This is a genomic window from Nonomuraea sp. NPDC052265 (genome assembly GCF_044547985.1).
GTDB lineage: Bacteria > Actinomycetota > Actinomycetes > Streptosporangiales > Streptosporangiaceae > Nonomuraea.
This window is the reverse complement of record NZ_JBIUBJ010000006.1, coordinates 121,468-146,064: the sequence shown is the minus strand read 5'-3', so window position 1 is coordinate 146,064 and position 24,597 is coordinate 121,468. Positions and strand designations below refer to the sequence as shown.

The following is a 24,597-nucleotide window of genomic DNA, read 5'->3' as shown; positions in this document are numbered from 1 at the left end:
CGAAACCTAGTGACGGCCTTTCGCCGGGTCAATGCCTGATACATGAACGTAACGGGGGGCAATCCCGCGATCAGGTCCCGAACTTCGCCATGGTGTCGGCGATCAGCTCGACGTGGGCGCTGGTGTAGTGCTCGTTCCAGTCGATGACGAGCAGCGTCCGGGCCACCATCCGCTCGGCGGTCGGGCAGGGGGCCGGGACGTAGCCGTCGTCCAGGGGGTAGCGCGAGCGGCCGTAGACCGGCCCGTCCCAGACCGGCGCCCGGTTCAGCGGCTCGGCGAGATATCCGGACCGCGCCGGAATCCCGGCGGCGCTCAGGTGCGCGGCCCGCTCGGGAGCGTCCCCGCGCGGGCAGACCAGCGGGAACAGCCACCAGGCATGGCCGTCGGGACGCGGCGGCAGGAGGTCCGGCAGGCCGCGCAGGGCCGCCAGCAGTTCCCCGGCCGTACGGCGGCGGGCGGCGACGACGCCGGGCAGTTTGGCGAGCTGCGCCCGCGCCACGGCGGCCTGCAGCTCGGTCATGCGGTAGTTGAGCCCGAACGCGGCGTGCGAGCGCCCGGCCGCGCGGTCCCATCCCTTGTCGGCGAACAGGCGCATCCGCCGGGCCAGGCCGTCGTCGTCGGTGATCGCGATCCCGCCGTCGCCGCAGGTGATGTGCTTCCACTGCTGCAGGCTGAGGCAGCCGACGTCGCCCACCGTCCCGGCCGGGCGGCCGCCGGGCAGCTCGGTCAACCACGCCTGGGCGCAGTCCTCGATCAGGGTCAGGCCGTGGTCGTCGGCGAGCGCGCGCAGCTCGCCCACCCTGGCCGGCGCGCCGAACAGGTGGACCGCCATGATGGCCCTGGTCCGCGGCGTGATCAGGGCCGCCACCGCGTCGGGGTCGAGATTGCCGTCGCTGGGATCCACGTCGGCGAAGACAGGAACGGCGTTCTGCGCCAAGATGGGGGCCACGGTGCCGAAATCCGTGATCGGCGTCGTGATGATCTCGTCCCCGGGGTCCGGCGCGGCCGCCGCGACCGACAGATGGAGGGCCGCGGTGCCGGAGCTGCACGAGATCGCGTGGCGGGAGCCGTACAACTCGGTGACGGCGGCTTCCAGGGCTCGCGCCTCGGTTCCCCAGACGGAGTTGAGCATGCCCGAGCGGATCACCCGCGCCAGGGCGTCCACCTCCTCGTCGCCGAGGGTGCGGCCGTCCGCTTCTGCCATTGACGGGAACTTCACCGAGCACCTTCCAAGGTATAATTGCGGTCTTGACCGTAATAAGGGAGAGGGGGACGAGCGTGGGAATCCTCATCGGCGTTGTCGGGCCGCACGACCTGGTCGACGACGTCGCCGCCGTCTGCGAGGAGCAGCCGGGCGTCAGCACCCTGCGGCTCGACTACGACCACGAGTCGCAGGCTCCCGCGCTCGCCGACGCGCACGCCGGGGCGGTCGAGGGCTGGCTGTTCACCGGGATAGTCCCGTACATGCTGTCCAGGGACACCCTCACCCGCCCGGCCGCGTTCGTCGACTACTCGGGCGCGACGCTGCTCAGCGCCCTGGTCCGCCTCCAGCACCAGGGCCAGGACGTCGCCCGCCTGTCCATCGACACGCTGTCGGCCGCCGACGTCACCGCCACCTACGCCGAAGCCGGGCTGCCCACCGGTGACCTGCGCACGCTCCCCTACCGGCCGGAGATGACCTCCGAGCAGGCCGTCGCCTTCCACCGCAAGGGCCCGGCGCACCCGGTGATCACCTGCCTCAGCTCGGTGCACGAGGCCCTGCGCGACGAGATGCGGGTCCTGCGCCTGGTGCCCTCGGTCCACTCCGTGCGCGTTGCGCTGCGCCAGCTCGTGCTCACCGCCGAGGGCCAGGCCCAGGAGGACGCCCAGATCGCGCTCGGCCTCGTCGAGGTGGCCGGCGAGGAGGGCCTGCTGCGCGAGGCCACCGCGCTCGGCGGCACGCTGGCCGCCTTCCGCGGCGGCACCCACCTGCTGGTGACCACCCGCGGCCCGCTGCACGACGCCACCGGCGCCTTCACCGGCCTGCCCATGCTGGCGCGCCTGGCCGGCCACAACGACGTCGTCCGCATCGGCTTCGGCCTGGGCCGCAGCGCCGCGGAGGCCGAGAGCCTGGCCCGCCGCGCCCTGAGCCGCGCGCGGCGCATCGGCGACGTGGCAGCCGTGTTGTCGCTGCGCGCCGACACCGACATCGTGCTGGAGTCGGCGACCCCCGCTCCGGCCGCCGCCCAGAACCTGTCGGTCATCGCCCGCCGGGTCGGGCTGTCGGTGCCCACGCTGGAGAAGCTCCTCCAGGCCAGGGCCGCCGCCGGGGGCGAGCCGCTGACCACCCGCGAGATCGCCGACCGCCTCGCCGTCCAGCAGCGCACCGCCCGCCGCATGTTGCACCGGCTGGAGCTGGCCGGGCTGGCCGAGCGCACGGGGAACCTGACCAGCGGTTCCAGCGGCCGTCCGCTCACGCTGTACCGCCTCACCCTCTGAGGCGGCGGGTGCGGCCGGCCGCCTCAGGACAGCCACCGGTCGAGGCCGTCGGCCACGAAGTCGTCGTCCCGCAGCCAGGGGTAGGCGGCCCAGATCCGGTCGATCTCGGCGAGCTGGCCGGGCGACAGGTCCTCGGCCGGGTCCAGGCACCAGCGCCCCGCCAGCAGCCCCTGCCGGCGCAGCACCTCGTGGATGCCGGGGATGCAGCCGTGGAAGCCGTTGGCCGAGTCGAAGATGGCGGCGTTGGCGTCGGTCAGATGGCCGTCCAGGGAGAGCAGCCGGCGCACCGCGCCGTCGTCGCCCGACCGGGCGCGGGTGGCCTCCTCCAGCAGTTCCACCGCCCGGCGCACCCACACCGCCCACTGGCCGAGCAGGCCGCCGACGAACTCGACCTCGACCTCGCGTCCGTCCACCACGACCCGGTGGGCGGTGATGAGGTCGGCCAGGATGTGGTCGTCGTTGCCGGTGTAGAGCGCGACCTCGTCGGCCCGCCCGGCGCGGACGACGCCGTGCAGGACGTCCAGCGTGCGGTACCGGTCGAACGGCGCGACCTTGATGCCGACCACGGAGTCGATCGAGGCCAGTCTCGTCCAGAAGTCCCGTGACAGCGGCTTCCCGCCGACCGCCGGCTGCAGGTAGAAGCCGATCACCGGCAGCACCTCGCCCACGGCCCTGGCCCGCTCGACCAGCGCCTCCTCATCCAGCTCCCGGTACGGGCTGAGCAGCACCATGTGGTAGCCCAGCGAGCGCGCCAGCTCCGCCTCGGCCACCGCCTGCGCCGTCGGCCCGGTCGCCCCGGCCACCATCAACACGTCCCTGCCGGACTCCCCGGCGGTGCGCGCGGCCAGCTCCAGCACCGGCGCCAGCAGCCCGGTGCCGTGGAGGGCGAACTGCGTGGTGTGCACCCCCACCGCCAGCCCGCCCGCGCCCGCCTCCACGTAGTAGCGGGTCAGCGCCCGCTGGCGGCGCTCGTCCAGTTTTCTGTCCTCGGTGAGGGCCAGCGGGTGGGCCGGGATCACCAGCCCGCGCCTGAACAGGTCGCGCATGGAGGCCTGCGTCTCCGGAACCGTGCTGAGCACGTGAGATCCCCTTCGGTGTAGGTCGGGCACGCCGGTCAGAACCGTCCGTCGCGGCGCTCGAACTTGGTGGGCTTGCCGAGCAGCGGGCCGCCATCGGCGACCCAGCGGGCCGTGTGCTCGATGAGCTCGGCGGGCGTCAGCTCGGGGTAGCCGAACAGCCGGTGGCATCGCCCGGCGTTGGACAGCAGCGCCGTCGGGGCCTCCTCGCCGGTGAACACCGGCTCCTTGCCGAGCAGCTCGCCCAGCGCCAGCGCCGCCTGCCGCACCGAGACCAGCTCGGGGCCGGTGACGTTCAGCACGTACGGCGGCGCGGCGGCCAGCGCCAGTGCGCGCAGGGTGACCTCGTTGGCGTATCCCTGCCAGACGACGTTGGCCTGGCCGGTGGTCAGGTCGACCGGCTCGCCCGCCAGCACCTTCTGCGCCAGATCGACGAGCACGCCGTACCTGAGCTCGACCGCGTAGTTGAGCCTGATCAGGGCGAGCGGGGTGCCGTAGGTCTCGGAGAAGTGCGTCAGCACCCGCTCCCTGCCCAGGCAGCTCATCGCGTAGTCGCCGACCGGGCCGACCGCGGAGTCCTCGGTGCTGCCACCGCTCGTGACGGGGACCAGCGGGTAGACGTTGCCGGTGGACAGGGCGGCGATCCTGCTGTCGCGGAACCTGTCGGCGACCCGGCCCGGCAGGTAGGCGTTGGTGAACCAGGTGGCGTGTTCCCGGCCCTGGGTGCCGAACTTGGCCCCGACCAGGAAGACGACGTTGCGGGCGTCGGGCAGGTCGCGCAGCGCCCGCTCGTCGGCGACGTCGGCGGCCACCACCGTGGCGCCCTCGGCGGACAGCGCCTTGGCGAGGCCGGGTTCGGAGAAGCGGGACACGGCGATGACCCGCCGGTCGCCGCGCGTCGCGTTCAGCGCGAGCCGTACCAGGCTGGGGCCCAGCTTGCCGCCGGCGCCCAGGATCATGATGTCGCCGTCGAGGCTGGCCAGATCCTCGACCAGCCCGGCGCTGGGCCGGGCCAGCCGCTCTTCCAGTTCCGCTGTCGTCCGCACCCGTTCTCCTCTGTTCCGTATTTACGGTCCAGACCGTAACTGGCATGGAGTTCGGCTGTCAACGGGCGCCGCCGCTCTCAGCCGGTGGCCGCCCGCTCCCGGGCCGAGACCAGGATCTCCAGGATCGCCATGGTCTGCTCCCACGGCACCGGGCTCGGCCCGCCGCGCACCATGCCGAGGAACGCCTCGATCGTCCCGGCGTACCCGAGACCCTGGACCGGGTCGGGGCCGGCCTCGATCACGACCGACTCGCTGCGCTGCCGCCCGTGCAGCGTCACGGTGTACGCCTCGCCCTCGGACACACCCAGGATCTCGACCGTCCCTACGGTCCCGTTCGCCCACTGGAGTGCCAGCATGCCGGTGTCCTCCGAGCGCAGCGTCCGGTAGTGCCGCCTGGCCCCGGCCGCCCCGACCAGGCGCACGTCCGGGCCCAGCAGGGCGACCAGCAGCTCCACGCCGTGGATCCCCATGGTCACCATCGTCCCGCCGCCCTCGCCGGGCGTGTCCTGCCAGGCGTTGTAGCCATCGGCCCACATGCCCACGTCATGCCGGACGGTCGCGCGTACCGACAGCACGTCCAGCGGCTCGGCGCGGAACCCGGCGAAGGCGGGCGCGAAACGCAGCACCGAAGCCGACAGCACCCGCTCGTGCACCGGCAACCGGCGCAGGGCGTCGAGCTGCTCCCGGGTCGCGGCGGCGGGCTTGTTCACGAAACACGGCACGCCGGTCTCCAGGACGCGCCCCAACGCTTCGGGCACCCGCGGGTTGGGCACCGTCAGCACGACCCCGTCCGGCTCCCCCGCCAGCAGCTCGTCAAGGCCGTCCGCCACCTTCGCCTGAGGGTGCTCGTCGGTGAAACGCCGCAACCGGGCGGGGTCCGGCTCCCACACGACCAGCTCGGCGTGGCGGGCGAGAGTGCGGGCGTCGGTGTACGGATGGCTGGTGGCGAGCCCGGCGAGCGCGATACGCACAGCTTTCCCTCCAAATGGGCGCAGTTCCATGGTCTGATTGTCGCGTCGGCATCGCCGCGACGTGGGCTGCCGCCCGTCAGGTCATGGATGACATGGTCAGTCTGTTCGGTCATTCTCTGCCTCGTGACATGGTCCTCACACCATCCGCCCCTCGAAGGGCGGCGTCATGGCGGAGGCGTCAACCCGTGATGCCCTCAGCGACGCCCGTGTGGGCCTTGCGGGCGATGGCGAGCGCTGCCGCCTCGGCGGACGGCGGCATGATGGCCGAAGAAGGTCAGGCCCATGGCGTGCCTGCCGGTCGGCTGCGCCGACTTCTCCGCTACTCGTGGCGAAAAGTCGTCGAACATGAAAGCTGGCTGAGCAGCTCCAGTTGATCGAAATACAGCCGCAGACTGGCGATGAATCCGTTCTCTATCGTGCAGACATAACAGCACCGCAGCCGGATGGGGCGACCCGTCGCGGGAATCACCTGGCCATCGGGCATGGCGTACGGCCCCTTGTGCGTGCCGACGAAAAGAAATTCGTCAACAGTCGAGTCCTCGACCTCGAACGACTCCACGACCACGGCCTGGACGTCGGGGAATGCCTCCCAGAACTCCTTCAGATAGGAAGCCAGCTCTTCGCGCCCCTGGGAAACGCCTTCGGGACTGATCGCCACTCCGTCCGGACTGACTGTGCGAAGCAGCGCCTTCATGTCGTGGGCGTTGAACGCGGCCGTGTATCTGTCGCGCACCTCGCGGGCAACGGTCATGGCGCCTACTCTCCTCCCCGTTCGCTCGATACCCGACGGGCCGCGCGACAAACGGTCGGCCCGTCGTCCGGAGTGTCGCCGCGTGGTCCGGTCAACGACTCGGTGTTCTCCGCCGGCGAGCTGCCCCGGCGGCGGCCCACCGCTCGGCCGGCACACCCATGCCGGAGCGGCCGTGTCCGGGGGCGCCCGCTAGCATCTGGAGTTCCCGGTCTCACCTCGCGGATGCGCCGCGACGGACGCCCGGCCGACTCGCCACGGAGCGCACGTGCCCACGATCGACCCCCGACGTCTCCTCGTCCTTCGCGCCTTCGTGCTGTCCGACTCGGTCACCGCGACCGCGGCGGCGCTGCACCTGACGCCGTCCGCCGTGTCGCAGCAGCTCGCGGCGCTCGAACGCGAGGTCGGCCACGCGCTCGTCGTACGCACGGGGCGCAAGCTGGCGCTCACGCCGGCGGGGCGCATCCTCGCCGGGCACGCCGAGGAGATCAGCTCCCTGCTGAAGATCGCCGAGGCTGACCTGGCCGCGCACGCGGGCGGTGTCCTCGGGCAGCTCCGGATCGGCGCGTTCCCCACGGCGATCAGCTGGCTTGTGGCGCCCGCCATCGTCGAGCTGCGCCACAAGGCGCCGGGTGTCGACGTCACGGTCGTCGACGCGGAGGTGCACATGAGCCACCGGATGCTGATGCGCGGCGACATCGACATGACCATCAGCCTGGAGTACGACTCCGACCCCGAGCGCGATTCTCCCGACATCGTGAAGTTCCCGCTCTACATCGAGCGGTTCAAGGCCGTCCTCCCCCACGCGCATCCGCTGGCCGGTGAGGAGGGCGTCGCGCTCACCCAGCTCACCGAGGACGGCTGGATCATGCCCTCGCCCGGCAACCCGTGCCGCACGATGGTGCTGCAGGCGTGCGCCGAGCTCGGCTTCCACCCGCCGATCAGCCACGTCTCCGACGACTACCGCGCCGCGCTGGCGCTGGTCGCCGCGGAGGCGGGGATCTGCCTGGTGCCGGAGTCCGCGCTCTACGCCCGCGACGCCGACTGGGTGACGATCCTGCCGACGCGCGGCATCGCGCCGCTACGCAAGGTGATCATGACGACGCGCCGCGACAACCAGAGTCACCCCGTCGTACGCGCGGGGCTGGAGGCGATGCGGGCCGCCGTCGCCGAGCCGGACTCGGAGATCTACGGCCCGCTCGCGCGATCCGACACCTTCAGCGTCGAGTGACGGTTGCGGCCGGCGGCGCGTTCTCGCGGAGGAAGGCGTCGACGTGCCGGTGGTACTCCTCCGGCTTGTCACGGCGCACACAGTGGTGGGCGCCCTCGATCACGACGACGTCGAAGCCGGGCGCGACGGCCGTGAGCCGCTCACGGGAGTGCTTGTCGACGATGACGTCGCCGGTGCCGGTGACGAGCAGCGCCGGGACGCCGGCCGGGCCGACCGTGATCTGCCGCGCGGTCGGCGTCCAGATCCGGCGCTTCTCGTGGACCCGCTGCTGCATGTAGTCGATGTCGACGGCCTTCATCGCCTCGGCGAGCGGGCGCAGCTCCTGCTCCGCCCAGTGGGGCTTGAGCTCGCGCTGCATGTCCATGAGCTCCTCGACCGACGCCGTGTCGGCGTAGTCGAAGGGGTCCTTGGTGGTCTGCTCGACGCTGAGCCACGGGTTGGGACCGGCCTCCGGCACCCACCACGGCGGGTCCTCCAGCACGACGCCGGCCACGAGGTGAGGGGCGTCGGCGGCGACGAAGGCGGCGATCCGCGCGCCCATGGAGTGCCCGACGACGAGCGTCCTGCGCCCGGTCTCGTCGAGCATGTCGTTGAGGATGTCGATCGCGTCCTGCACCATCACGTCGGTGGACGGGACGCCCTCGTGCTCGGGCAGGCGGCCGGGCGACTTGCCGTGGCCTCGGGCGTCCGGCGCCACGATGTGGTAGTCGCCGCCCCAGCGGTCGACGGCGTCACCGTAGCAGGCGCCGGACTCCACGGCGCCGTGGAGGATGAGGATGGCGGGCGCATCTGCTGCGTCCCGCCCGTACTTCCGGACGAACAGGTCGGTTCCCACGTGTCCTCATTCGGTGCTCTGTCGTGCCGGCCCCCGGCCGGGTCACGACGGGGTTGTCGTTCAATGGATCATGGTCATGATCGTGGCACGCCTCTTCGGCGTCGCGCAACGCTCCCTCAGGTCAGGTCAGGTCGGCAGCTCCGCCTCCGGCGTCGCCTCGACCAGCGCGCGCGTGTAGGGGTGCCGCGGGGAGCGGAAGAACTCGTCGGACGGGCCCGTCTCGACGATGCGGCCGCGCTGCATGACGGCGACGCGGTCGCTGTAGAGCCGGATCACCGCCAGGTCGTGGCTGACGTGCAGGAACGAGATCCCCTGGTCGCGTTGCAGGTCGGCCAGCAGGTTGAGGATCTGGGCGCGGACCGACACGTCGAGCGCCGAGGTCGGCTCGTCCGCGATGATCAGGTCCGGTCCCAGGGCGAGCGCGCGTGCCACGGCGACGCGCTGGAGCTGCCCGCCGGACGCCTCGTGCGGGTAGCGCCCCAGGTATTCGGCGCCGAGGCCGACCGACTCCAGCAGCGCGACCAGCTCGGCGGTCGACGTCGTCTCGCCGTGCGCGCGGAAGACGTTCTCCAGCGTCTGCCGCACGGTCTGCAGCGGGTTCAGCGAGGCCAGCGGGTCCTGGAAGACCATGGCGACGTTGCGCCGCAGCCGCCGTAGTCCCCGCCGGCCGAGGCGGGCGACGTCCTGCCCGTCCGTACGGACGGTCCCGGACGTCGGCGCCACCAGGCCGTTGACCATCCGCGCCAGTGTGGACTTGCCCGAGCCGGACTCGCCGACCAGGCCGAGCGCCTCGCCCCGTTCGATGTGGAGCGAGACGCCGTCCACGGCGAGGAAGCTCCCGCGCCGGCGGCCGAAGCCACCGGCGGTGCGGAAGCGCTTGCTGACGTCGGTCATCTCCAGGATCGGCGCGCTCACCGGGCGACCTCCTGCTGTGCGGGGAGACGGTCGAGGTGGCAGGCCGCAAGGTGCAGGCCGCCGGCCTCGCTGGTCGGGCGGACGGTGGGCAGGGGCGCCTCGGCGACGCAGCGTTCGCCGACCTGGTCCGCGAAGCCGCAGCGCGGCGCGAAGGCGCAACCGGGTCCGGCGGCACGCAACGACGTGGGCGCGCCGGGGATGGCACGGAGCCGGGTCCGCCGCCCTCCGGTGTCGAGCCGGGCGTCCAGCCGCGGCGTGGCCGCGCGGAGACCGGCGGTGTACGGGTGGGCGGGCCGGTCGAAGATGTCGCGGAGGCTGCCGTACTCGGCCTGGCGGCCGGCGTACAGCACGAGGACGTCGTCCGCCGCCCTCGCCACCACCCCGAAGTCGTGGCTGATCAGCAGCATCGCCATGCCGTACTCCTGTTGGAGCTCGCGGAGCAGGGCCAGGATCTGCGCCTGCACCGTCACGTCGAGCGCGGTGGTCGGCTCGTCGGCGATGAGCAGCGCCGGGCGGTTCACCAGGGCCGTCGCGATCACCGCCCGTTGCCGCATGCCGCCGGAGAACTCGTGCGGGAAGCGGCGTACGGCCTGCGCGGGCTCGGGGATGCCGACCCGGTCCAGCATCTCGACGGCACGTGCCCGAGCGGCGCGGCGGGTGACCGACGGGTCGTGCAGGCGGACCGCCTGGGCGATGTGCGCGCCGATGTCGAGGTACGGGCTGAGCGCGGACATCGAGTCCTGGAACACCATGGCCACGTCGGAGCCACGGGCCCGGCGCAGCTCGCGCTCGTCGGCGGAGAGCATCTCCCGGCCGGCGACGACGATCCGGCCCTTGGCACTCGCCCCGCGCGGCAGCAGCCGCATGACGGCCCGGCCGGTGATCGTCTTGCCCGACCCCGACTCGCCGACCACGGCGAGCGTGCGGCCGCCCTCCAGCCGCACGGAGAGATCCCGGACGACATCGACGGTGACGCCGCCGCCGGTGAACGAGACGCACAGGTCCTCGATCTGGAGAACGGGGTCAGGCACGGCGGATCCTCGGGTCGAGAAGTGGCATCAGCAGGTCGGCGATCAGGTTGCCGACGATGATGAGGAAGGCGGAGAAGAGCGTCACCCCGACGACGATGCTCAGGTCGGACTCGTTCACACCGGACAGCAGCAGGTCGCCGAGCCCGTGCAGGCTGAACACCTTCTCCGCGATCACCGACCCGCCCAGGAGCGCGGTGACGTCGAGCGCGAACATCGCCACGACCGGCACCATCACGCCCCGGACGGCGTGCCGGTTCACCTGCCGGACCGACGCGCCGCGCGCGGTCATCGCGACGAGATGGTCGGCCGAGAGCTCGTTGAGCAGCTGGTTGCGGGTGACCCGGATGTAGCCGGCGGCCAGGATGAACGACAACACCATCCACGGGCCGACCAGGTGCCAGGCCCAGCCCGCCGGAGACTCCGAGAACGACACGAACCCGGAGTACGGCAGCGCGTTGAGCATGAAGCCGAAGACCTGGACGACGAGCAGGCCGACGAGGAAGGTCGGCACCGACAGCCCGAACATCGCGAAGCCGGTCGAGAACCGGTCGACGACCCCGCCCTTGCGTATCGCCGACAACGCGCCGAGGCCGATGCCCACGACGAGGCACAGGACGGCCGCGCCGAGCGCGAGCGACAACGTGACGGGCAGCCGCTCGGCGATGAGCGTCGTGACGTCGCTGCGGTTGGGGAAGGAGTAGCCGAAGCAGGGGGCGTCGCAGTGCACCTGCTGGGCGCCCTCGCCGTAGGTACGGCCGGTGAAGAGGCCCTTCACGAACTCGGTGTACTGCCACACCGGGCTGTGATCGGTCTGCATGTAGGCGCTGACCTTGGCCCGGGTCTCGGGCGGGCACGGCTTGCCGCACATGGCGCGGGCCGGGTCCTTGGAGGCCCCGAAGAACAGGGCGATCGTCACGAAGGCTATCGCGAGGAGCATGAACACCGCGGTGAATATGCGGCGGGCGATGTAGACGATCATGCGGCATCCTCCGTGCGCACGTCGAGGACGTCGCGCAGCGCGTCACCGGCGAGCGTGGCGCCGAATACGATCAGGAACACCACGGCGCCCGGGAAGAGCATGTACCAGACGTCCGCGCCGCTGTAGATCCACGGCAGCGAGTCCGAGAGCAGCTTGCCGAGGTCGGGGACATCGCCGCGCAGGCCGACGCCGAGGAACGACAGGCCCGCGATGACGCTGACGTTGCCGGGCAGCGACATCGCGAACAGGACGACGACCAGCCCGAAGAGGTGCGGCAACATCTCGCGGCGGATGATCTGCCAGGGCGGGGCCCCGGTCGCGCGCGCCGCCTCGACGAAGGCGCGGGCGTTGACGGCGCCGGCCTGGGCGCCGATGATCCGGGCCGGGACGGTCCAGCCGAAGAAGGCCAGCACCAGCACGAGGACCAGGCCCCGCGGCAGCTCCGGCGGCACGATCGCGGTGATCGCGATGACGAACATCAGGCCCGGGAAGCCGAACATGAAGTCGATCACCCGCCCCGCGACGGCGTTGAGCCAGCCGCCGAAGTACCCCATCGCCGTACCGAGGACGGCGGCGAAGGCGATCGCCAGGATGCTCGCCCCGAACGCGATGAACAGCGACGAGCGAATGCCGTAGACGATCTGGGCGAACAGGTCGACGCCCGTCACCGGGACGACGCCGAGCCAGTGGTCGGCGCTGACGCCACCGAGGACCCCCAGCGGACGGCCGCCGTCGGGGGCGAGCAGGTCGGTGTGCAAGGTGTTCGGATCCTGCCCCTCGATCCGCACGAGCAGCGGGGCGCAGAGCCCCGCGACAAGCGGCACGACCAGCATGACCAGGCCGGCGACGCCGGACCGCTTCCGCAGGAGGCGGCCCAGGACCGACGTACGCCGGCCCTGTGCCTGCCGCGTCTCAGCGATCGACACCGACGACCAACTCGTTCGCGAACGGCGGGTAGGCGGGGATGAAGTAGTTCGAGATCTTCGAACCCGCCAGGGCCTGCGTGCGCTGCACGAGGATCGGCACGACCGGGGCGTCCTGCATGATCTGCCTGTCGATCGCGGCCCACATCGTGGCGGCCTTGTCGAGGTCCGGCTCCGCGATCGCGGCGTCGATCGCGGCGTCCACCTTCGGGCTGGAGAACTTCGAGGCGTTGCCGCCGCCGTTGTCGATCTCGCTCGACGCGAACAGCGGCTGGATGGTGCTCATGCCGCTCGGGAAGTCCGCTCCCCAGCCGTTCGTCGTCATGTCGTAGTCGCCGTCGGCGGCGGAGATGAGCTCGTACCAGGTGTTGCCGTCGAGGCCCTTGAGCTCCACCTTGACGCCGGCCCGCGCCAGCGAGTTCTTGATGCTCTGGGCTTCCTTCTCCTCGATCGCACTCACGTCGGTCGGGTAGGTGAGCGTGAGCTTCAGGTCGGAGACCCCGGCCTCGGCGAGCAGCTGCTTGGCCTTGTCGACGTTGCCGGTGTCACCGCCGTCGTACAGGTTGTACTCGGTGTAGCCGGGGATGCCGGGCGTCATGATGGTCGAGGTGATCTGGCCGCCGAACTTCGGGCCGCCGTACACGCTCTGCACCTCGGCCTTGTTGATCGCGTAGTTGATCGCCTGCCGCACGCGGACGTCGGAGAGCCCCGGGCGCTTGACGTTCATGGCGAGGTAGCGGAAGTAGCCCGACGGGCTGTTGGCCATGCGCCCGGAGATCGACGGGTCGGACTCGATCCGCTGGAACTGCGACGGCGAGATGAGCGCGTTGCTGATCGCGGTCCGGTCCTCGCCCTTGTCGTCGATGAGGCGCTGCACGATCGTGTCGTTGTTCAGGCCCATGTCGAGGACGATCTTGTCCGGGCCGGCGAACCGGGCCTGGTCGCTGTCGGCCTTCCAGTTCGGATTGCGGTCCAGCACCGCCTGCGAGCCCTTGCGGAAGCTCGTCACCTGGTACGGGCCGCTGGCGACCGGGTGCTCGCCGTACGTCTCCGGCTTGGTGTCGGCCGCGGCCGGCACCGGCGCGAAGGCCGGCATGCTGACGATCCACGGCCAGTTGCCGAACGGACGCCTCAGGTGGAAGACGAGCTTGTGGTCGCCGGCGACCTCAATGGAGTCGAGCTCCTTGCCGTCGTACGGGCCGTCGTAGTCGGTGCCGCCGACCAGCAGCGTCTTGTGGTAGCCGAGGCCGCCCTGGAACATCGGCGCGAACGACCGCTCGATGCCGTACTTCACGTCCTGCGCGGTGATGGGGGTGCCGTCGGAGAACTTCAGGCCCTCCTTCAGCGTGAAGGTCCACGTCTTGCCGCCGTCGTCCGTCTTGCCGGTGTCGGTGGCCAGGTCCGGCACGAGCACCGTGTCCTTGTCCGGGAGCGTCCGCCACGACGTCAGCCCGCGGTGCACCCACCGCAGCCGGCTGGTCGGGACCATCTGCGCGTTGGCGGTCTCGAAGGACTCGGTCGCGCGCCGCGAGAGGTAGTGCAGGGTCCCTCCCTGGGGCACGGAGTCGAGCGCCGTCGCCTTCTTGTCCCTGGTCGGCTCGGTGGGCTGCGAGTTCGCGTTGCAGCCCACCGTCACCAGGGCCAGGACGAGCGCGAGCCCCGCGGGCAGCATTCTCCGGGATCGATTCGCCATAGATCGCGCTTCCTGTGAGGCGGTCCCGATCGATCGGGTCCGCTGCTTGGATCTCAGGAAGGGAGTCTGTTGGCGGGCGGAAGAGCGCGTCCATCGAGAAGATCTGCAGGGAACCTTGCAGAAAAACTTCAAGATCGCGGATATCCGCGCGCGCGGCGTCCATGATAGCCCGGCGGCCCCATGGCCGGAACCCGCGGTGGAGCGGCTGGTCGCTCGTCAGGGTGATCGAGGCAGGCCCGGTGTCATCCCTTCAGCCCGCTGGTGAGTCGTACGGGGAAGTGCCGGCCGGTGTCCTTGCTGTGGCCGATGCCGGACGACCACTCCAGATAGCCCTTCCTGCCGGGGCCGTCGTCGTCGTTGACCAGCAGGGACAGCGCGAACACCCCGGCCGGAGGGCCGTTGAGTCCCAGGCTCTGCCAGGGCAGGACGACGTCGTAGGTCGTGGTGGTGCCCGTCCGGGTCACCGAGAGCCGTTCGGCCGGGGTCGGGCCGGTGATCGCGATGCCGAAGGCGGCGAAGGTGTAGGCGGCCGGTCCGTCGGGCGTCAAAGCCAGGCCGATCTCGGTCCGTTCCGTGGACGCGCCGGGCGGCGCGGGCGAGAGGGAGAGCTGGATGGAGTCGCCGTTGTACAGATTGCCCGCCGGGTTCTTCTGGGTGAACACGTCGTCCTGGACCGCGGCCTGGAAGCGCAGCCCCGTCGCGGTCTGGGTGATCCGGACGGGACCGCCGAGGTCGGCGGCCCCGCCCCAGTCGGCGGTGTAGCGGACCCAGGTCGCGTCGGCCGCCAGGTCGATCGGCGCCGCCGTGGTGGCGGCGTCCGGCTCGATGGGTCCCGCGCCGACGGACTGCCGCAGTTTCAGGGCGTCACGGCCCCGCAGCCCGATGGACAGGTCGAGGTAGCCCTGCTCCCACACGCGCAACGACGGGAGCGGGACGGCGTGCGAGACCTGCTCGCCGGGCTGCAGCGTGGTGGTGTCGGCGATCGTGCCCGACTCCTTGCCGAGGGTCCAGGTGAGGCCGTCGAGGGTCACCGGGGTCCTGCGGGAGGTGTTGGTCAGGGAGACGGACGCCTGCGCCCGGTAGCCGCCGTCGCGGACGAGGTCCACCTCCACGGCGGCGACGACGGGGGTGGTGATCCTGATCGTCGGTGTCGCCAGCCGCGCCACCTTCTCCTCCCCGGCCGCGGCCCAGCTCGCCTTGCCGCCCGCGGGCGTGGGGAGGTCGAAGACGGCCTCGCCGGTGCCGCAGCCCCTCACCTTCACGTCGCGGCGCCGCCCGTCCAGGGTGATCGTCACCTTGGCGGGGACGGCGCGGCAGTTGCGGCCGGTGCGGTCGACGACCGCGCGCACCTCGATGCCCTCGCCGTCGGCGACGGTCGGCGACGTCTTCAGCGTGATGGCGGGCGCGGGATCGAGGGCGAGGGAGTCGACCTGGCCGCGGACGTAGACCGGGTGCTCGGTCAGGGTCACCTGGACGGCTCCGGCGTGCGGGGTCAGGGTGGTGGGCACGCCGTACTGGTCGGTGAGGGTGAGCGGCTCGCCGGTGCGCAGCGTCACGGTCCTGGGACCGTCGGACGCCCACATGACGCGGTCGAGGTCGCCCGCGGCGTCCTTGAACGGGAAGGAGTACGTCGTCGCGTCCAGCGTGTCCCGCTCGGTGATCACGCGCCCGGCGAGCTCGGCCGCCATCACCGCCTGGGCGACCGCCGCGGGCTTGGGCTCGGCGGCGTAGCGGGCGGTCGCGCGCCGGACCTCGAAGACGCCGAAGTTGTGCTCCTGGTTGTTCGGATCGGTGCCGTCGTCGCGGGCGTCGTACCAGTAGAGGCGGTCGGCTCCGCCGGCCAGGGAGAGCACCGCCGAGCGCACCAGGTAGTCGGCCTGCATGGCGTCGGTCGTGCCGCCCGCGGTGTGGGTCGGCCAGCCGTACTCGGTGAGCCACAGCGGGAGCGAGCGGCCCGCGGCGTCGTCGACGGTCCGGCTCAGCGACGCCATCTGCGCGTCCATGCCTTCCGGCGGCGTGGGGTGACGGTAGGGGTGGACGGACACCGCGTCCAGCGCCTGCGCGCCGCCCTGTTCGAGCACCTGGCGCACGTAGTCGGCCGAGGCGCCGGAGATCGCCGGGCCCACCAGCCGGGCTCCTTGCGGCTTCGCGGCGGCGGCGGCCTGGAGGAGCTGCGCGTAGCAGGCGGGCGTGCGGCCGCACAGGCCGTCGTTGAAGTTGATGTTGAACTCGTTGTAGACCTCGGTCGCCCGGGTGTAGGTCGCGAAGTGCTGGTTGACGGCGGCCGTGAAACGTCCGTAAGCGGCCAGGCCCTCGGGCGAGCTGGGCGTCCGGTTGCCGTCGTAGAGCGGGTTGCGGTAGGCCGAGATCGGCAGCGGCTCGATCCCGGCGGCGTGCAGCGCGGCGAATCCGGCGTCGTAGCGGTCGAAGGCGTAGACGCCCGCCTGCTTCTCGACCGCAGACCAGGCCACGTCGTTGCGCGAGTGGGTGTAGCCGATGCGCGCGATGCCGTCGATGAGCTCCTGCTCGTACCCGTGCAGCCCGACCCCGAACGGCGAGCCGGCCGCGGCGGCGGGCATCGGCGGCACGATGCCGAAGCCCGCGCTCAGCGTGCCCGAGGTGAAGGTGTAGAAGCCGTTGGGCAGCGAGGCGAGGTTCACCACGCTGCTCCCGCCGGTGAAGGTGGCCGTGCCGCCGGCGACCTGCGTCCCCCGCGCGTCCCGTACGGCCCAGGCGGCGGGGGCGGGGTCCGGGGCGTCGGTGAACAGGTCCAGCGCGGCCTTGCCGGGGTCGAAGAGCAGGGAGTCGTTCATGATCCCGAAGTAGGTGGAGTGCTCCTCGAATCCGGGATTGGCCAGCAGGTTCTGGCCGGTGCCGTCCTCGGTCATGGTCAGGTCGTCCAGCCGTACGCCGGGGGTGACGTCCTGCGAGACGATGCGGAGGGAGAAGCTGGTCTGGGTGGCGAGGGTGGTGTAGGTCCACGAGACCTGGCGCCAGTCGTAGGCGCCCATCGGGAAGTTGAAGCGCTGGGTGCCGTCGGGGCTCAGCACCGCCTGCAGCGCGGCCGCCTTCGACAGCCCCTCCGAGGCGATCCAGGCGGTGAACCGGTAGAGCGTGCCCGGCTTGACCGGCACCGTCTGGGCGAGCTGCCCGTAGGTGTTCGGGCTGCTCGGCGTCTGGTTGACGATGCGCGCCGCGGACCCGGTGTGGCCCTGGGCGGTGGCGGTGAAGGCGACCTCGGCCGAGCCGCTTCTGCTGATGCTCCACGGGTCGAAGGTGTTGGAGTACGGGAGTTTGGGGGCGGCGAACGTCCCGGCGACGAGCAGGAGTGCTAACAGTGGCTTCATCGGGTCACCCCTTGACCGCGCCGGCCCGGCCGGCGCTGCGTAGGAACTGCTTCTGGAACAGCAGGAAGAAGACCAGCGGGAGGATCACCGCGATGAACATGGCGGCGATGAGCGTGCTGGTCTCGGCGGTGGCCGAGATCTTGTAGAGGACGACGGACAGAGGCTGCAGATCGGGCGAGGGCAGCACGAGGAGCGGCCACAGGAACTCCTTCCAGGCCGACACCAGCGTGAGCAGCGAGACGACGGCGATGATCGGCCGCGACATCGGCAGCACGATGCGCCGGAACACCTCGAAGGAGTTGGCGCCGTCGACCTTGGCCGCCTCGAAGACCTCCTTCGGCAGCTCGGCGAAGAAGTTCTTCACCAGCAGCACGTTGAAGGCGTGCGCGGCGGCGGGCAGCCACACGGCCCAGTAGCTGTTGATCAGGTTGGCCCCGATGCCCGGCACGTCGATCACGGTCAGGTACAGCGACACGAGGGAGACGACCCCCGGGATGAACAGGGTGGCCATCACCGCGGCCGAGACCACCCCGGCGTACCGCGGGCGCAGGATCGCCAGCGAGTAGCCGCCGGTCAGCGCGACCAGCAGGCCGAAGAACCAGTTGCCCGCCGCGATGTAGACCGTGTTGGCCAGGGCCCGGCCGATGTCCATGCCGTCCCACGCCTCGGCGAGGTTGGCCCACCGGATCCCGCTCGGCCACCAGCCGAACGGGTCGCGCAGGATGTCCTGCGAGGTCGAGACCGCCGACTTGGCCAGCCAGAGGATCGGCCCGGCCGCGACGAGCGCGAGGCAGGCGAGCACGGCGACGATCAGCCCCGTGAACACCACGCGGGTCGCCGGCCTGCGGCGTTCGCCGGTGGACAGGATGCCACGTTCGTTCATGAGCGTTTCCACCCCCTCGTCGCGCGCAGGTACACCGCGGACAGTGCGGTGAGGAAGACGGCGAGCATCAGGCTCAGCGCCGTCGCCTTGCCGAAGTCGCCGACGACGAAGGCGTACCTGAAGATCAGCATGAGCAGTGTGATCGTGCTGTTGTCCGGCCCGCCGCCGGTCATGACGTAGGGCTCGGTGAACACCTGGAAGGTGCCGATCACCTGGAGGATCAGCATGAGCAGGATGACCGGGCGCAACTGCGGCAGCGTGATGTGCCACACCCGTCGCAGCACGCCGGCGCCGTCGAGCTCGGCCGCCTCGTAGAGCTCGGGCGGCACTGACATCAGCGCGGCGACGTAGATGATCGTCGTGGTGCCGAAGCCCGCCCAGGTCGCCTGCACGACGATGCTGGGCATCGCCGTCTCGGCGCTCTGCAACCAGGGGAAGGGGCCCAGCCCGGCCCAGCCCGCCGCGGTGTTGAGCAGGCCGTGCTCGCCCGGGTCGTACAACTGCTTCCACAGCAGCACCGCCACGACCGGCGGGATGATGATCGGGATGTAGACGAGCACGCTGGCGATCGTCCTCGTACGGCGCAGCTCCCCGATGAACACGGCGAGCAGCACCGGCACGGGGAAGCCGACGACCAGGGCCAGCGCGGTGAACCACACGGTGTTCCAGGCCGCGGTGGCGAGCAGCGGGTCGGCGAGCACCCTGCTGAAGTTGCGCAGCCCGACCCAGGTGGGGTCGGTGACCAGGTTGGTGCGCTGGAAGCTGAGGACCAGGCTCCGCAGGATCGGCCACCACGAGAACAGTCCGAACAGGATGAGCATCGGCGCGGTGAACAGGAGTTTCCCGAGGCCGCCGCGCCGTGCCCAGTTACTGAGCGGCATCGATCAGCGCCTGCGCGTCCGTCCGGGCGCGGGTGAGCGCCGCCGGGATGTCGGCGTCCTGTTTGGTGAGGACCTGCTGGGTGACGGCGTCGAGGAGCGCGTAGGTCTCCTGCGCGGCCACGGGCGGCTCGCCGAGGATCGGCAGCCGGCCGAGGCTGTCGAAGTAGGCCCGGTATTTGTCCCGCTTGACGTTGACGTAGCCGGAGACCCAGGTCAGGTAGCGGTCGTAGATCTCCGGCGAGAACAGCGGCACCTCGGGGGCGCCCACGGGCAGGCCGCCCGCCTTGGAGGTCTCGGCCCACTCGACCGCGGCCTGCTTGTCGAGGAAGCGGCTCAGGTAGCGGAACTTCACCCATTCCAGCGCGGCTGCCGCCTCGCTCGGGCCGGCCTTGGGGCTGACGACGGCGATGTCGCCGCCGCCCAGGGTGCCGATGCCGGTGGCCGACTGCGGGAGCGGTGCGATGCCCAGGTCGTCGCCGGGCATGTCGCGGTTGCCGACGAGGTCGCGGTAGAGGTCGGCGCCGAGGACGGTCTGCCCGATCCGGCCGGCGGCGATGGCGTTGCGCATGTCGTCCTGGCTGAGCAGGAAGTTCTTGCCCGCGGCCTGGTCGGTCCATCTCACGTCGTGCAGGAACGTCAGGGCGTCCTTCACGCCGCCGGCGTCGATCGTGGACGTGACGGTGTCGCCCTCGCGCCGCTGGACGGCACCGCCGTTGGCGTAGGCCATCGTGGTGAGGATCCAGCCGCCGGAGTTGGTGGTGGTCGCGATCGTGAATCCGGCGGCGTCGTCCGCCGTGCTGATCGCCTTGGCGTTCTGGCGCACCTGCTCCCAGGTCTTCGGCGGGGCGTCGGGGTCGAGGCCCGCCTTCTTGTAGAGCGCCCTGTTGTAGATGAGGGCCATCGTGTACGCGGCGGAGACGATGCCGAAGGTGCGGCCTTCGGCGTTCTGCGTCTGCTTGGCGACGGCCGGGTTGAGCTTGGAGAGCACCGCGTCGCCCTTGACCAGGTCGGTGATGTCGCGTACCTGGCCGTTGAGCGCGAGCTGCTGGATGTTGGTGTACGGCACCTGCATCGTGGTGGGCATCGAGCCGCCGGCGACGAGGGCCGCGAACGTCTGCGGGTCGAACTTGGTCTCTTCGCCCACCACGGTGATGTCCGGGTGGAGCTTCTGGAAGGCCGCGACCTGCTTGTTGAACAGAGCAAGGTTGTCGGGGTTGTCCTTGGTGGGCATGTTGCCGACGTGGATCGTCACCTTGGCGTTCGGGACCGCCCCGGCATCGGGTCGTCCGGACGAACACGCGGTGAGAGCTATGATTCCGGTCATCGCGATACCGGCGAGTCGCCAGTTTTTGTGATAAAGCATGACGAATCCCTCTTTGCGGGCATGGTGGCGATCAAGCTCGGGCGGTGTCGTGACCGCGGGGGGCTCACGCGGGCAGCGGTGGCGCGCCGGCGGATTTATTGGCGATGGTCAACCGGTTGACCATCGCCATGGTCTTGCCGATCCTGCTACTTTGTCAAGTGTCCGGAGAAACGTGGATTTAACGTGTTGTCACCGGGACGGAAGGAACTCATGGCGCGCAAGGCCGCTACCCTCGCGGATGTCGCCGCGGCCGCCGGCGTCTCGGTGTCACTGGTGTCGAAGGTGCTCAACAACACCGGACGCGCCTCCGAGGAGACCCGCAGGCGCATCCACGACGCCGTGGAACGCCTCGACTTCCGGCCCAACGCGCTGGCCAAGTCCTTCGCCAGAGGGCGGAGCGAACTGGTCGGGATCATCATCGAGGACGCCTCGGAGATCTTCAGCAGCATGGTGCTGCGCGGCGCGGAACGCAGGCTGGCCGCGGCCGGGCTGGCCACGCTCGTGTGCGACGCCGCCGAGAGCGACCAGCGGCGCTCCCGGTTCGTCCGCGACCTGGAAGCCCGCCGCGTCGATGCCGTGCTGGTCATCGGCTCCGGGCCGTCGGGGCCTTACCCGTCCGTCTCCGGGCGGTTGTCCTGCCCGGTCGCCTACGCCTTCTGCGAGTCCGACGACCCGGCCGACGTCTCGTTCCTGCCCGACGACCGCGGCGCGGGGCGGCTGGCCGCCGAGCACCTGCTGTCGCTCGGCAGGACGAAGATCGCGCACATCGCGGAGGGCAGCGAGAGGGGCGCCGAGCTGCGCACGCGCGGGTTCGTGGAGACACTCGCCGCCGCCGGGCATGCGGTGGAGCCGATCTACGGCGACTGGTCCAAGGCGTGGGGTCTCCAGGCCGTCAACCAGCTGATCGAGGCGGGCACCGAGGTCGACGCGATCTTCTGCGCCAACGACTTCATCGCCTACGGCGCCTACATCGGCCTGCGCGCCCACGGCCTGCGGATCCCCGAGGACGTGGCGCTGGTCGGCCACGACCACTTCTCCATGGACCCGCCGCAGCGCAGGTCGGGGTTCCTGACGACCATCGACCCCAACCTGCCCGCGCTCGGCGACGCGGCGGCGCGACACCTGATCGCGCCGGGCACGGCGGCCGACTTCACGCCGAAGCTCGTCGTCGGCCGCACGACCGCGGGCGGTCAGACCTCCACCGACCTGGCCACCCTCCTGGAGTTCATCGACCAGCTGCTGTGAAGCGCAGGGTGACGAGCTGGAACGGGCGCAGCGTCAGCGACACGGCTCCCGGCTCGAACTCCGCCCCCGCGGGCGGCTCGACGTCGCGTTCGATCAGATCCACGAAGCGCGCGTCCCCGACGCCTTCGACGCGTACAGGCGCCCTGGTTCCCTCCGACTCGTACAGGCGCACGATCACGTCGCCGCTGCGGTCCTCGGCGAGCTTGACCGCCTCCACCATCACGGCCGGGTGCGAGACCCGCACCAGCGGCTCGACCTCCCGCGCCCCGCGCACGGCACGCGCCGGCACGTTCACGCGATACCCCTCGGCGACGGCCTCGCGGATGCCCGCGTTCGGCCTGATCGCGTAGGCGATCGTGTGCGCGCCCAGGTCGGCTCCGGGATCGGGGAACATCGGCCCGCGCAGCATGGACAGGCCGACCGTCGTGGTCGTGCCGCCGTCCTGCCGGGTGTGCCGCACCACGTCGTGCCCGTACGTCGACTCGTTGGCGATGGCCACGCCGTACCCGGGCTCGCCGACGTGGATCCAGCGGTGCGCGCACACCTCGAAGCGGGCGGCGTCCCAGGAGGTGTTGGTGTGCGTGGGCCGGTACACGTGGCCGAACTGGGTCTCGGCGGCGAACCTGTCGGCGTGCACGTCCAGCGGGAAGACGAGCTTGAGCAGGGCGTGACGCTCGTGCCAGTCGACCTCGCCGACCAGGTCGAGCGCGGCCGATCCGGGACGCAGCCGCAGCGTCTGCCTGATCGTCGAGTCGCCGAAGCGGCGGGTGACGACGACTTCCCCGTCCCCTGTCTCCAGCTTCTCGACCTCGTCGATGTCGCGGGCGACACGGCGGTAGTGCTCGTCGATGTCCCAGGCGTCCCACGCGTTGGGGATGTCGCGGTGCAGCACCAGCCGGTGGCCCGCCGCTCCCGGCGCGATCGCCTCGCGGCCGCTCTCTGTGTCGCGCAGCGACACCAGGTGGCCCCGGCGGTCGATCACGGCCCGGACGAGCCCGTTGTCGAGCACGAACCCGGCGTCCTCCTCGGTGAGGGAGACGCCCGCCGTGTGCGTGACGCGCTCCTGGATGCCGAGCCCGTGCGTGGTCAGCTCCAGGTCGCCGTCCCCGGCGAGGACCCGCACGCTCTCGTCGATGACGCGGCACAGCCTCTCCCGCAGGTCGGCGTTGTTCTGCTCGACCTCGTCGTGCACCCAGGCGATCGAGGTGCCGGGCAGCACGTCGTGGAACTGCTGCAGCAGCACGGTGTGCCAGATGTCGGTGAGCTCGTCGTAGGGGTAGGCGGCCCCCTCGCGGACGGCGGCGGTCGCGGCCCACAGCTCGGCCTCGCGTAGCAGGTGCTCGTTGTGGCGGTTGCCCTGCTTGGTCAGATGCTGGCTGGTCAGGGCCCCGCGGTGCAGTTCGAGATAGAGCTCGCCCGACCACACCGGCGGGCTCTCGTACTCGGCCTCGGCCTGCTCGAAGAAGGCCTGCGGCGAGTCGATCGTCACCGCCGGCGAGCCCTCCAGAGAGGTGAGCCGCTTGGCGGCGGCGAGCATCTCGCGGGTCGGGCCGCCGCCGCCGTCGCCCCAGCCGAACGGCACGAGCGAGGTCGCCGCCGCGCCCTTCTCCTTGTAGCTGCGCGCGGCGTGGGCGAGTTCGGCGCCGGACAGCTCGGAGATGTAGGTGTCGGCGGGCGGGAAGTGGGTGAAGATCCGGGTGCCGTCGATGCCCTCCCACAGGAAGGTGCTGTGCGGGATCTGGTTGACCTGGTTCCAGGAGATCTTCTGGGTGAGGAACCAGCGGCTGCCGGAGGCGGCGATGATCTGCGGCAGCGCGGCCGAGTAGCCGAAGGTGTCCGGCACCCAGGCCTCCAGGGTGTCCACGCCGAACTCCTGGAGGAAGAACCGCTTGCCGTACAGGAACTGGCGGGCCAGCGACTCGCCGCCGGGCATGTTGATGTCGGGTTCGACCCACATGCCGCCGACCGGGATGAACTGCCCGGTGGCCACCTTCTTCCTGATGCGCTCGAACAGCGGCGGGTAGTGCTGCTTCACCCAGGCCAGTTGCTGGGCCGAGGAGCAGGCGAAGCGGTACTCGGGGTGCTCGTCCATGAGCGTCAGCGCGCTGGCGAACGTGCGCGCGCACTTGCGGATCGTCTCGCGCACCGGCCACAGCCAGGCCGAGTCGATGTGCGCGTGCCCGACGGCGACGATCCGGTGGCTGGTGGCCGCCGCCGGGCTGGCCAGCACCCCGGCCAGCGCCGCGCGTCCCGCCGCCGCGGTGGCCGGGACGGCGGCGGGGTCGACGGCGTCGAGCATCCGCTCCAGCGCGCGCAGGATCTCCCACCGGCGCGCCGACTCGGGACTCAGCTCGCGCATCAGCCCGTCCAGCGTCCAGATGTCCTGCGCCAGCTCCCAAACGCCGACATCCAGCAGCGCCACGTCGAACGCCCTGGCCGTGTACAGCGGCCCGCCGCCCGCCGTCGCGCGGTCGCCCAGCGTCGTCGGCTCGTAGGTGTTCTCGCCGGCGAGTTCCGGGTTCGCCGCCGCCTCCACGTACAGGTCGATGTACGGCTCGGCCGGATCCCACGGCAGGTGGGAGCTGCGCGGCGCCACGGCCTTGATGAGCGTGCCGTCGGGCAGGTAGCCGAGCCCCTCGGCCTGGAACCCCGGGCGCGGCCCGGAGAAGCCCAGGTCGACGACGATCTCCAGTCGGGTGCCCGGCGGGATCTCCTCCGGCACTTGGCCGGTGACGTGGAACCAGGTGGTTCCCCAGGGGTCGCCCCACCGGTGCGGCAGCGTGACCGGCCGGTAGCCGGCCGCGAACGCCACCGGGGCGGGCACCGGCTCGCCCGGCACGTCCCACGCCTCGACGGCGAGGGGCCGCCGTTCCCGGTAGAGGGCGCCGGGCAGGAACTGCTGGACGAAACGCTCCAGACGTCCCTCGACGATCAAACGGTTGTCATGCACGA

At 71.2% G+C, this 24,597-nt stretch carries 19 protein-coding genes; 3 read left to right on the top strand and 16 right to left on the bottom strand.

From position 1 onward, the window contains the following. Positions 1–70 precede the first annotated feature (70 nt). The gene (locus tag ACIHAD_RS20175; protein ID WP_397356023.1) at positions 71–1,204 is read right to left on the bottom strand and encodes a DegT/DnrJ/EryC1/StrS family aminotransferase; all 1,134 of its coding nucleotides are present in this window, start codon (positions 1,202–1,204) and stop codon (positions 71–73) included. Positions 1,205–1,278: 74 nt separating this feature from the next. On the opposite strand from ACIHAD_RS20175, the gene ACIHAD_RS20170 reads away from it, so the two are divergent. Beyond that, entirely contained in the window at positions 1,279–2,478 is a 1,200-nt protein-coding gene (locus ACIHAD_RS20170) for a hypothetical protein (protein WP_397356022.1), read from the top strand. Between the two features lie 23 nt (positions 2,479–2,501). Here ACIHAD_RS20170 and ACIHAD_RS20165 read toward each other — a convergent pair whose 3' ends face one another. From ACIHAD_RS20165 to ACIHAD_RS20150, 4 genes are all read right to left on the bottom strand, one after another. Continuing rightward, the gene (locus ACIHAD_RS20165; RefSeq protein ID WP_397356021.1) at positions 2,502–3,557 is read right to left on the bottom strand and encodes a dihydrodipicolinate synthase family protein; all 1,056 of its coding nucleotides are present in this window, start codon (positions 3,555–3,557) and stop codon (positions 2,502–2,504) included. Positions 3,558–3,592: 35 nt separating this feature from the next. Continuing rightward, complete coding sequence (locus ACIHAD_RS20160) at positions 3,593–4,600, bottom strand: NAD-dependent epimerase/dehydratase family protein (RefSeq protein WP_397356020.1); 1,008 nt, start codon at positions 4,598–4,600, stop codon at positions 3,593–3,595. Between the two features lie 77 nt (positions 4,601–4,677). Beyond that, positions 4,678–5,571 (bottom strand): Gfo/Idh/MocA family protein, encoded by an 894-nt coding sequence (locus tag ACIHAD_RS20155; protein WP_397356019.1) that lies wholly within the window; start codon positions 5,569–5,571, stop codon positions 4,678–4,680. Positions 5,572–5,890: 319 nt separating this feature from the next. Continuing rightward, complete coding sequence (locus tag ACIHAD_RS20150) at positions 5,891–6,322, bottom strand: ester cyclase (protein WP_397356018.1); 432 nt, start codon at positions 6,320–6,322, stop codon at positions 5,891–5,893. Positions 6,323–6,587: 265 nt separating this feature from the next. On the opposite strand from ACIHAD_RS20150, the gene ACIHAD_RS20145 reads away from it, so the two are divergent. Continuing rightward, positions 6,588–7,550, top strand: coding sequence for a LysR family transcriptional regulator (locus ACIHAD_RS20145; RefSeq protein WP_397356017.1), 963 nt, complete (start codon positions 6,588–6,590; stop codon positions 7,548–7,550). On the opposite strand, the gene ACIHAD_RS20140 is transcribed toward ACIHAD_RS20145, so the two are convergent. From ACIHAD_RS20140 to ACIHAD_RS20095, 10 genes are all read right to left on the bottom strand, one after another. Further along, on the bottom strand, positions 7,537–8,385 hold the full coding sequence (locus ACIHAD_RS20140; protein ID WP_397356016.1) for an alpha/beta fold hydrolase: 849 nt from the start codon (positions 8,383–8,385) through the stop codon (positions 7,537–7,539). The genes ACIHAD_RS20145 and ACIHAD_RS20140 overlap by 14 nt on opposite strands. A 126-nt stretch (positions 8,386–8,511) precedes the next feature. Next, positions 8,512–9,300, bottom strand: coding sequence for an ATP-binding cassette domain-containing protein (locus ACIHAD_RS20135; protein ID WP_397356015.1), 789 nt, complete (start codon positions 9,298–9,300; stop codon positions 8,512–8,514). After that, a complete protein-coding gene (locus ACIHAD_RS20130; protein ID WP_397356014.1) occupies positions 9,297–10,331 on the bottom strand; it encodes an ABC transporter ATP-binding protein in 1,035 nt (344 codons plus the stop codon). The genes ACIHAD_RS20135 and ACIHAD_RS20130 overlap by 4 nt, the downstream gene beginning before the upstream one ends. Beyond that, positions 10,324–11,310 (bottom strand): ABC transporter permease, encoded by a 987-nt coding sequence (locus ACIHAD_RS20125; RefSeq protein WP_397356013.1) that lies wholly within the window; start codon positions 11,308–11,310, stop codon positions 10,324–10,326. Before ACIHAD_RS20125 ends, ACIHAD_RS20130 begins: the two co-directional genes overlap by 8 nt. Further along, positions 11,307–12,236: an ABC transporter permease gene (locus ACIHAD_RS20120; protein ID WP_397356012.1), complete on the bottom strand. Its 930-nt coding sequence runs from the start codon at positions 12,234–12,236 to the stop codon at positions 11,307–11,309. The genes ACIHAD_RS20125 and ACIHAD_RS20120 overlap by 4 nt, the downstream gene beginning before the upstream one ends. Next, the gene (locus tag ACIHAD_RS20115; RefSeq protein ID WP_397356011.1) at positions 12,223–13,926 is read right to left on the bottom strand and encodes an ABC transporter substrate-binding protein; all 1,704 of its coding nucleotides are present in this window, start codon (positions 13,924–13,926) and stop codon (positions 12,223–12,225) included. Before ACIHAD_RS20115 ends, ACIHAD_RS20120 begins: the two co-directional genes overlap by 14 nt. A gap of 242 nt (positions 13,927–14,168) precedes the next feature. Further along, a complete protein-coding gene (locus ACIHAD_RS20110) occupies positions 14,169–17,273 on the bottom strand; it encodes a glycosyl hydrolase (protein ID WP_397356010.1) in 3,105 nt (1,034 codons plus the stop codon). Between the two features lie 4 nt (positions 17,274–17,277). Further along, complete coding sequence (locus tag ACIHAD_RS20105; RefSeq protein WP_397356009.1) at positions 17,278–18,156, bottom strand: carbohydrate ABC transporter permease; 879 nt, start codon at positions 18,154–18,156, stop codon at positions 17,278–17,280. Continuing rightward, positions 18,153–19,037 carry a carbohydrate ABC transporter permease gene (locus ACIHAD_RS20100; protein ID WP_397356008.1) on the bottom strand — a complete coding sequence of 295 codons (885 nt, stop codon included), beginning with the start codon at positions 19,035–19,037 and terminating at the stop codon, positions 18,153–18,155. Before ACIHAD_RS20100 ends, ACIHAD_RS20105 begins: the two co-directional genes overlap by 4 nt. Continuing rightward, entirely contained in the window at positions 19,024–20,289 is a 1,266-nt protein-coding gene (locus ACIHAD_RS20095; protein ID WP_397356007.1) for an extracellular solute-binding protein, read from the bottom strand. The genes ACIHAD_RS20100 and ACIHAD_RS20095 overlap by 14 nt, the downstream gene beginning before the upstream one ends. Positions 20,290–20,610: 321 nt before the next feature. Between ACIHAD_RS20095 and ACIHAD_RS20090 the strand changes: the two genes are divergently transcribed. Then, positions 20,611–21,645 carry a LacI family DNA-binding transcriptional regulator gene (locus tag ACIHAD_RS20090; RefSeq protein ID WP_397356006.1) on the top strand — a complete coding sequence of 345 codons (1,035 nt, stop codon included), beginning with the start codon at positions 20,611–20,613 and terminating at the stop codon, positions 21,643–21,645. Here the strand turns inward: ACIHAD_RS20090 and ACIHAD_RS20085 are convergent. After that, entirely contained in the window at positions 21,626–24,595 is a 2,970-nt protein-coding gene (locus ACIHAD_RS20085) for an alpha-mannosidase (RefSeq protein WP_397356005.1), read from the bottom strand. The two genes, ACIHAD_RS20090 and ACIHAD_RS20085, sit on opposite strands and share 20 nt — an antisense overlap. Positions 24,596–24,597: the final 2 nt, after the last annotated feature.